This window comes from Vibrio sp. 10N.261.54.A5, assembly GCF_041471145.1.
Taxonomy (GTDB): Bacteria; Pseudomonadota; Gammaproteobacteria; order Enterobacterales; family Vibrionaceae; genus Vibrio; species Vibrio crassostreae_C.
In genome coordinates, this window is record NZ_JBFRNU010000114.1 from 1 (window position 1) to 6,362 (window position 6,362).

General features: G+C 44.3%; 4 protein-coding genes. 2 read left to right on the plus strand and 2 right to left on the minus strand.

The window, feature by feature from the left end; genetic code table 11:
* Positions 1 to 97 precede the first annotated feature (97 nt).
* Together AB4329_RS22340 and znuA are read right to left on the minus strand one after the other, a co-directional pair.
* Positions 98 to 3,460, minus strand: a complete 3,363-nt coding sequence (locus tag AB4329_RS22340) for a helix-turn-helix domain-containing protein (protein WP_372139313.1) — start codon at positions 3,458 to 3,460, stop codon at positions 98 to 100.
* Positions 3,461 to 3,729: 269 nt separating this feature from the next.
* Positions 3,730 to 4,620 (minus strand): zinc ABC transporter substrate-binding protein ZnuA, encoded by an 891-nt coding sequence (gene znuA / locus AB4329_RS22345; protein WP_017067380.1) that lies wholly within the window; start codon positions 4,618 to 4,620, stop codon positions 3,730 to 3,732.
* Between the two features lie 83 nt (positions 4,621 to 4,703).
* Between znuA and znuC the strand changes: the two genes are divergently transcribed.
* The gene (znuC, locus tag AB4329_RS22350; protein ID WP_017061943.1) at positions 4,704 to 5,483 is read left to right on the plus strand and encodes a zinc ABC transporter ATP-binding protein ZnuC; all 780 of its coding nucleotides are present in this window, start codon (positions 4,704 to 4,706) and stop codon (positions 5,481 to 5,483) included.
* Positions 5,483 to 6,268 (plus strand): zinc ABC transporter permease subunit ZnuB, encoded by a 786-nt coding sequence (znuB, locus tag AB4329_RS22355; RefSeq protein ID WP_017061944.1) that lies wholly within the window; start codon positions 5,483 to 5,485, stop codon positions 6,266 to 6,268. Before znuC ends, znuB begins: the two co-directional genes overlap by 1 nt.
* Positions 6,269 to 6,362: the final 94 nt, after the last annotated feature.

Consider the following 6,362-nt stretch of genomic DNA (forward strand, 5'->3'; position numbering starts at 1 on the left):
TCGTATCTCGTATCTCGTAGAAGCATAAGAAAGCCCCAACACGAATGTCGAGGCTAAAGTATCTTTATTTATGTTCTAGTTGAGTATCCGCTGCGTGCTACTCTTCGTTGTTTTCAGCAAACTTAGATGGTGACATGCCAAAGTGGTGCTTAAACCTTTGACTGAAATAGGAAGGGTCATTGAACCCCGAATCAAACGCCACATCAGAGATCTTCTCTCCAGCGAGTAAGCGCTCACACGCATGCTCTAGACGTACTTCATTCAAGTGCTCTTTGAAGGTCTTGTTGTAAGCCGATTTAAAGCGTCTCTGTAAGCTTCTCTCAGACATAAACAAATACTGAGCGGCAGTTGCAGTACTGAACTCGGCATCAGCGTAGTTTTCACTCACAAGCTGCGACACTCTGTTCTTCCACTCTTGTTCCGCTGTCAGTTTTTGTTGCTCTGGTGTTGAGGCGGCAAGCTTAATGGTTTCAATCTGTTCAATTGTGCTGGCTTCGAGATTGTCGAGTACTTGATACTCAATTGGCCACGAAAGCTGAACCTTATTTTGAGACTCCGAAACAAAGGCATTAAGCTCGCCACCGCTCTGATTCATCAATAGCGGCAGCTTTTCGATGTTAAGGTCGGTCGACTTTCCGGTATTGTCACCCATGCTTGATGCCAGCTTAGGGAAAGGCATGCCATGATCTCGAATGGTTACAACAAGATGCTCCTTAACCTCTTCAACCAGAACCACCATACTCTGCGACTTAAAGTTTCTCTTGATGATGCTCCCGACCAAGCTATTGAAGATAATATCGAGATTAAAATACAGCAACGAGACATATCGTTGTTTTGTTTCGACTTTAATATCCAATTCAATACCGGCTTTGGTTAAGTCATCTTGCCAAGCTTTGAGTACCGCCTCTAAGATTAAAATTATATCGTAACAAACTTGCCCTTTCCCTTGGGGGGTATTGCTCAATTGCGCTAAGCCATTTTTCAAGGTTAGAATCGGCGACTTCCCGAGCTCGTCATTCCAATTCGGGAGCATCGCAGCAATATGATTCACTTCAGAAGAGAGTTCATTGGCAGTGTGAGACACAAGCGCATTCTTCACGGATAGCTGCTTTTTAAGCTGTTGATTAGTCGCGAGTAATATCCGGCTTTGGTGTCTCAATTGGTCTGTCTTCAGTGCAACTTGCGCTTTTAAGTGCCGGTTGGCAAAAGTGACATAACGCGAACGCCAAAAGACTAAGATAGTCACAACGCCAATCAGTAATATAAGAGAGCTTGCTGCAGCCCAATTGGTCAGATACCAAGGCTCCGCAATCGAAAAGCTTTGATTGGTTGACACAAAGCGATAATGGGAGCCTTTAACCGGCTTCACTTCAAGTGTGTAATCCCCAGGAAGAAGATGATCGAGCGTTAACAAGCCCCCTTCAAACTCACTCCATGGTTCATCGTCGCTCAGTCGATATTCCATCGCTGGTGCGAACGTTGCTGGTAAGATGCCTAGCTTAAACCCCATCGATGAGCCATAAGGAATCTCATCCAGTTCGGCCGTTTTCCCGCCAAGTGACACCGTTTGTTGGTCGACACTTATCTTACTCAACAAGGCACGGCTATGAGGTGTAGTTGATACCAGTAACTCGTTAGATAACGCGCTGACTACACCATACTTTGAGCCGAAAACAAGCCTCGAAGGTTGGCTATCTTGACTGTAAAAAAGAGCACACGCTCCTGCCGCCAGTTCATTGGTGATCAAACCAAATGGCGAACCTATGTGTTTATGCAGTTGCCCATCCAATCCGTAATAACTGATGCCTTTCGAAGAGCCTAACCAAACACCATTGTCATCGCTTATCAGGCAGTTGGGGCTAATATTGTCTTCAACAAGAGTGATTTCTTGAATAATAGAGCTGTCATCCGGGATTCGATACACGCCATAACTGCTCGCAAACCACTGCGCTCCATCCTTCGCTTTTTCAATATCGACGACTTTGCCAAACCGTTCGCTGGAACGACTAAAGCTAATTCGTTTATCAATGAACGAGTAGAAGCCATGATCCGTTCCTATATAGATGCGACCTAGCAAGCCTACATTGAGAGCGGTGATCTTCGCAGGCAAGAACTTGTCGACTAACCAGTCAGTGCCATAACTCGTCAGTTTCATGGTTTCGATAGATAACGAATAGAGGTTTTGCCCAGAGGTCATCCAAAGAACGTTATCGGCTTGAAGCGCAAGGTTTTCAACACGCACTCCCTCAATTGGCCTTGGTAAATCAAGGGCTTCGGGTTGTAGTGTTTCCGTATTTAGACTGATGATACCTTGTTCGGTCGCCAACCAAATGGAAGAGCCAAAGATCTCAAAATCATTAACAGGGTTAGAGTAAACACGAATTGGGTTCTCTTCACTTTCAGAATCAACCAAGTAGAGCCCCATTGAAGACGCGACCCAAGATAACTGGTCACTGACAGGCAGTACTTTATTGATCACCACACTACTCGAATGCATGCCCATTCCAGTTAGGGGTGTTCTCGAGAAGGTTTTGCTGAACAGTGAGAAGTATCGGATACCGTTGTTTGTCGCAACCCACATACCACCAGCATGATCGTTTATCAACGAATATATTTTCTCACCCGGTAACGAGAAGTCTTGACTAGCGGCTTGTTCGAATCGAGTAATTTGTCCCGTAATAAAGTTGTAGCTAATAAGGCCGTGCTCTGTACCAATCCAATACAGGTCCGAAGTTTCGGCCAACGAGAGAACATGCGACCCTTTAACGATGGTCTCTTTGTCTGGGTTCGCGAGATCAACAATCACAGCACCATTTAAAGTACCGATCACTAACTCACGTCGAGCATTCGAAAAATAAACCGTCTCAATATGGTTTTTGTCTGATGCGGTGACATGGGTAAACTCTTGATTCTCTGAAAGGTAAACGCCAGAACTGGTCGCTAGCACCCACTTTGATAGTACCCACTCAGCGTCGTTAATCGCAATGTCACTGCTGTTATTGTATCGGTACAGTTTAAGTAGAGAGTAGGTGTTGAATTCTAAAGATTGAGTGTTGTAGGTATAGAAATTACTGCCGTCAGTAACCCAAATATAATCGCCTGATGCACCGATATTCGCTATTTCAGCGCCGGGACTTAGGCTAAACGCCAATTCGTTGCCAATTCCAGGGTTATGTCGATAGACCTCATTGTCGAAAAATGTCCAAAACTCATCGTTCAGAAAGGCGACTCTTTCCGAAGAAAATTGCAGTAAGCTTCCCTTGCGAGGGAATAGAGTTCGACCATCGTAAAAGAGTACTTTTCCATGCACATCATGAACCCAGAGCCCACCTCCGGCACCTAAATACAAGTTTTTAGCCGCAAGGAAATTCCCTTGCGCTTGAGCGGGCAAAGGATAGAAAACGGAGGGCGAAGTATTTACCGCTAGAACGCTAAATGAAATGCTCATTAACATGAACATTTTGAAGATAATTCGATACAACTCTTAATCCTGAACAGCAACAACACATGAAATTTTGGGTACCACAACGTCTTATCGTTGCTAAACCAAAAACTGAGTTTTTTTGTGCTTATTATTATCTTTCCATTTTAGCGGAAATTAGAAAAGGAGAAAGGAGGTTTGTTATTTGTTAGGAGGTTTTATCTTAGCGGTCACGAAAATGCCGCAAAAAGCGGCATGATTCATAAATTAACGAGAGCAAAGTAGAGTAAAGAATACTCGTTTATGACTTACTTCTCGTCTAAGCAACTTGTATAGCTATCTGTAAGTTGCTGAAGAAAATCGAAATAGCTTCCACTCTTCACCTCAACTGTTGAACCGATAGGGTCAAGCTGACCTTGTTTTGCGTTACTTCCGCGCGTCACTGATTCAATCACAGCAGGAGTGAATTGAGGCTCAGAAAACACACATTGAACGTTTTCACGTACTATCGTTTTCTTAATAGCAATCAGGCTTTTTGCACCCGGCTTACGCTCTGGGCTCACCGTAAAGTGACCTAAGTTATTTAGCTCAAACTCTTGCTCAAAGTAACCATACGCGTCATGAAAAACGTAGTAACCTTTGTCTTTCACGGGTGCAAGTTGCTCTCGAATAGACTGTTGCTTCTCTTTCAATGCAATCAGGAATGAATCGAGATTCTCTTGGTACGCCATTGCGTTGTCTGGATCAGATTCAATCAACTTAGCTGAGATGTATTTTGCAGCTACTTCAACTTGCTCGATACCTAACCAAAAATGCGGGTCATGGCTACCGTGGTGGTGCCCTTCATGTGCATCGTGGTCATGCTCTTCGTGTCCGAACTCTCGCAAGTTGATTCCGGGAATATCACTGATCTTGATAACATTTTCTTTTGAACCAATCACCTTAGTCAGAAAGGCTTCTAGGTCAGGGCCGAACCAGATGACCATATCGGCACTATGAACTTTTTTGACATCCGATGGCTTAAGCGCATAATCATGCGGCGAAGCATTGCTGTTCATCAACACATCCGGCTCACTAACGCCTTGCGTTAATTCTGTCACAATCATTTGAATTGGTTTAAAGCTTGTTAGAATAGTATTGGCACTTGCGACACTTGGCGCTAAAAGCAAAGTAGCAAGTATAAAAGATGAACGTGACATAATCCCTCGATAATAGAAAAGTAGCTTAGGCTTGAGGTAAATGTTACATTATAACATTAGCGAATTGCAAATGAGTTCTATTCATGGATAACTTAATCCAACTAGATTCTGTGAGCGTCGAATTTGACGGTCGAAAAGTTCTAGACAACATCTCTCTAAATTTAGAGCGCGGCAGAATCACCACCCTGATTGGGCCAAACGGTGCAGGAAAGTCGACATTAGTAAAAGTGGTGCTGGGTTTACAGACCAAATTTTCAGGCACAATAACAAAAGCTAAAAAACTGAAAATTGGCTATGTACCACAAAAATTAAAGCTCAATGATTCCCTACCGCTCAACGTAGAGCGTTTTCTAAAACTCACTGGCAATTTCAGTCAGCAAGAGATCCTTGAAGCATTGAAGCTTGTTGGTGCTGAACATCTGCAGAAGAGTAACATGCACCAGCTATCTGGCGGAGAAAACCAACGTGTGCTCATTGCTCGTTCATTGCTAAGAAGACCAGATCTACTGGTTCTCGATGAACCGGCTCAAGGCGTCGACGTTCAAGGGCAAATAGACCTGTATGACTTGATTGACACCATTCGCCACCGCTTTGGTTGTGCCGTATTTATGGTTTCACACGATCTGCATTTAGTGATGGCAAAAACAGACGATGTTATCTGTTTACACCACCACATCTGTTGCTCAGGCGCACCTGCAGACATCAAACACCATCCTTCGTATATTGCGCTCTTTGGCACCGCGACCCAAGAGACGCTAGCGTTTTATCATCACCAACACGAACATCACCATCATGATCTCGCAGGCCAGCCTGTCGAAGGCGACGTGCATGAATGTTCAAACCATAAACACGGACACCACTAATGCTTGAGTTTCTTCTTCCCTCTATTTTAGCGGGTTTGGGTATTGCACTAATTGCAGGCCCACTAGGTTCATTCGTGGTGTGGCGTAAGATGGCTTACTTTGGTGACACGCTTGCTCACGCTTCTTTGATGGGCTTAGCACTTGGCTTTCTGTTCAACATTAACTTGTATTTCGCGCTGCTGATTTGTTGTTTGATGCTGGCCGTGTTGCTAGTGACTTTACAAAAACAAAAGCTGGTCGCGACCGATACCCTACTCGGTATTTTGGCGCACAGTGCGCTATCACTTGGTTTGGTTGCTGTCAGTTTCTTAGATAACGTTCGTGTTGACCTAATGAGCTACCTATTTGGTGACTTGCTGGCAGTATCTCCAACGGATTTAGTGTTCATCTATGCGGGTGCTGCTGTGATTGGATTAGTACTTGCTATCTTTTGGCGACCACTACTATCAACGACGGTTAACGAAGATCTCGCGGCGGTTGATGGCATCAACATTGATTTAATGCGTCTGATTCTGATGCTATTGGTCGGTATCGTGATTGCTGTCGGTATGAAGTTTGTTGGTGCGTTAATCATGACATCGCTACTGATTATTCCTGCAGCAACGGCAAGGAAGTTCTCGAGCACACCTGAGCAGATGGCCTTCCTTGCATCAATTATTGGCTCTATCGCTGTATTCGGTGGATTAAGCTTGTCTTGGTTCTATGATACGCCTGCTGGCCCGTCTGTGGTTATCAGTGCGGCAGCAATGTTTATGCTATCTCAAATGGTTAGAAGTCGAGCTTAGCACTTAGCAGTACGATCTCGTATCTCGAAAACATAAAAAAAGGCTTGGTCAGTGACCAAGCCTTTTTAATATCGTTTGTCCCGTCCTGAAATGT

Bases quoted from the DNA above. Each gene is read 5' to 3' on its own strand.
- AB4329_RS22340 (WP_372139313.1), bottom strand. From the start codon at position 3,460: ATGTTCATGTTAATGAGCATTTCATTTAGCGTTCTAGCGGTAAATACT.
- znuC (WP_017061943.1), top strand. From the start codon at position 4,704: ATGGATAACTTAATCCAACTAGATTCTGTGAGCGTCGAATTTGACGGT.
- znuB (WP_017061944.1), top strand. From the start codon at position 5,483: ATGCTTGAGTTTCTTCTTCCCTCTATTTTAGCGGGTTTGGGTATTGCA.
- znuA (WP_017067380.1), bottom strand. From the start codon at position 4,620: ATGTCACGTTCATCTTTTATACTTGCTACTTTGCTTTTAGCGCCAAGT.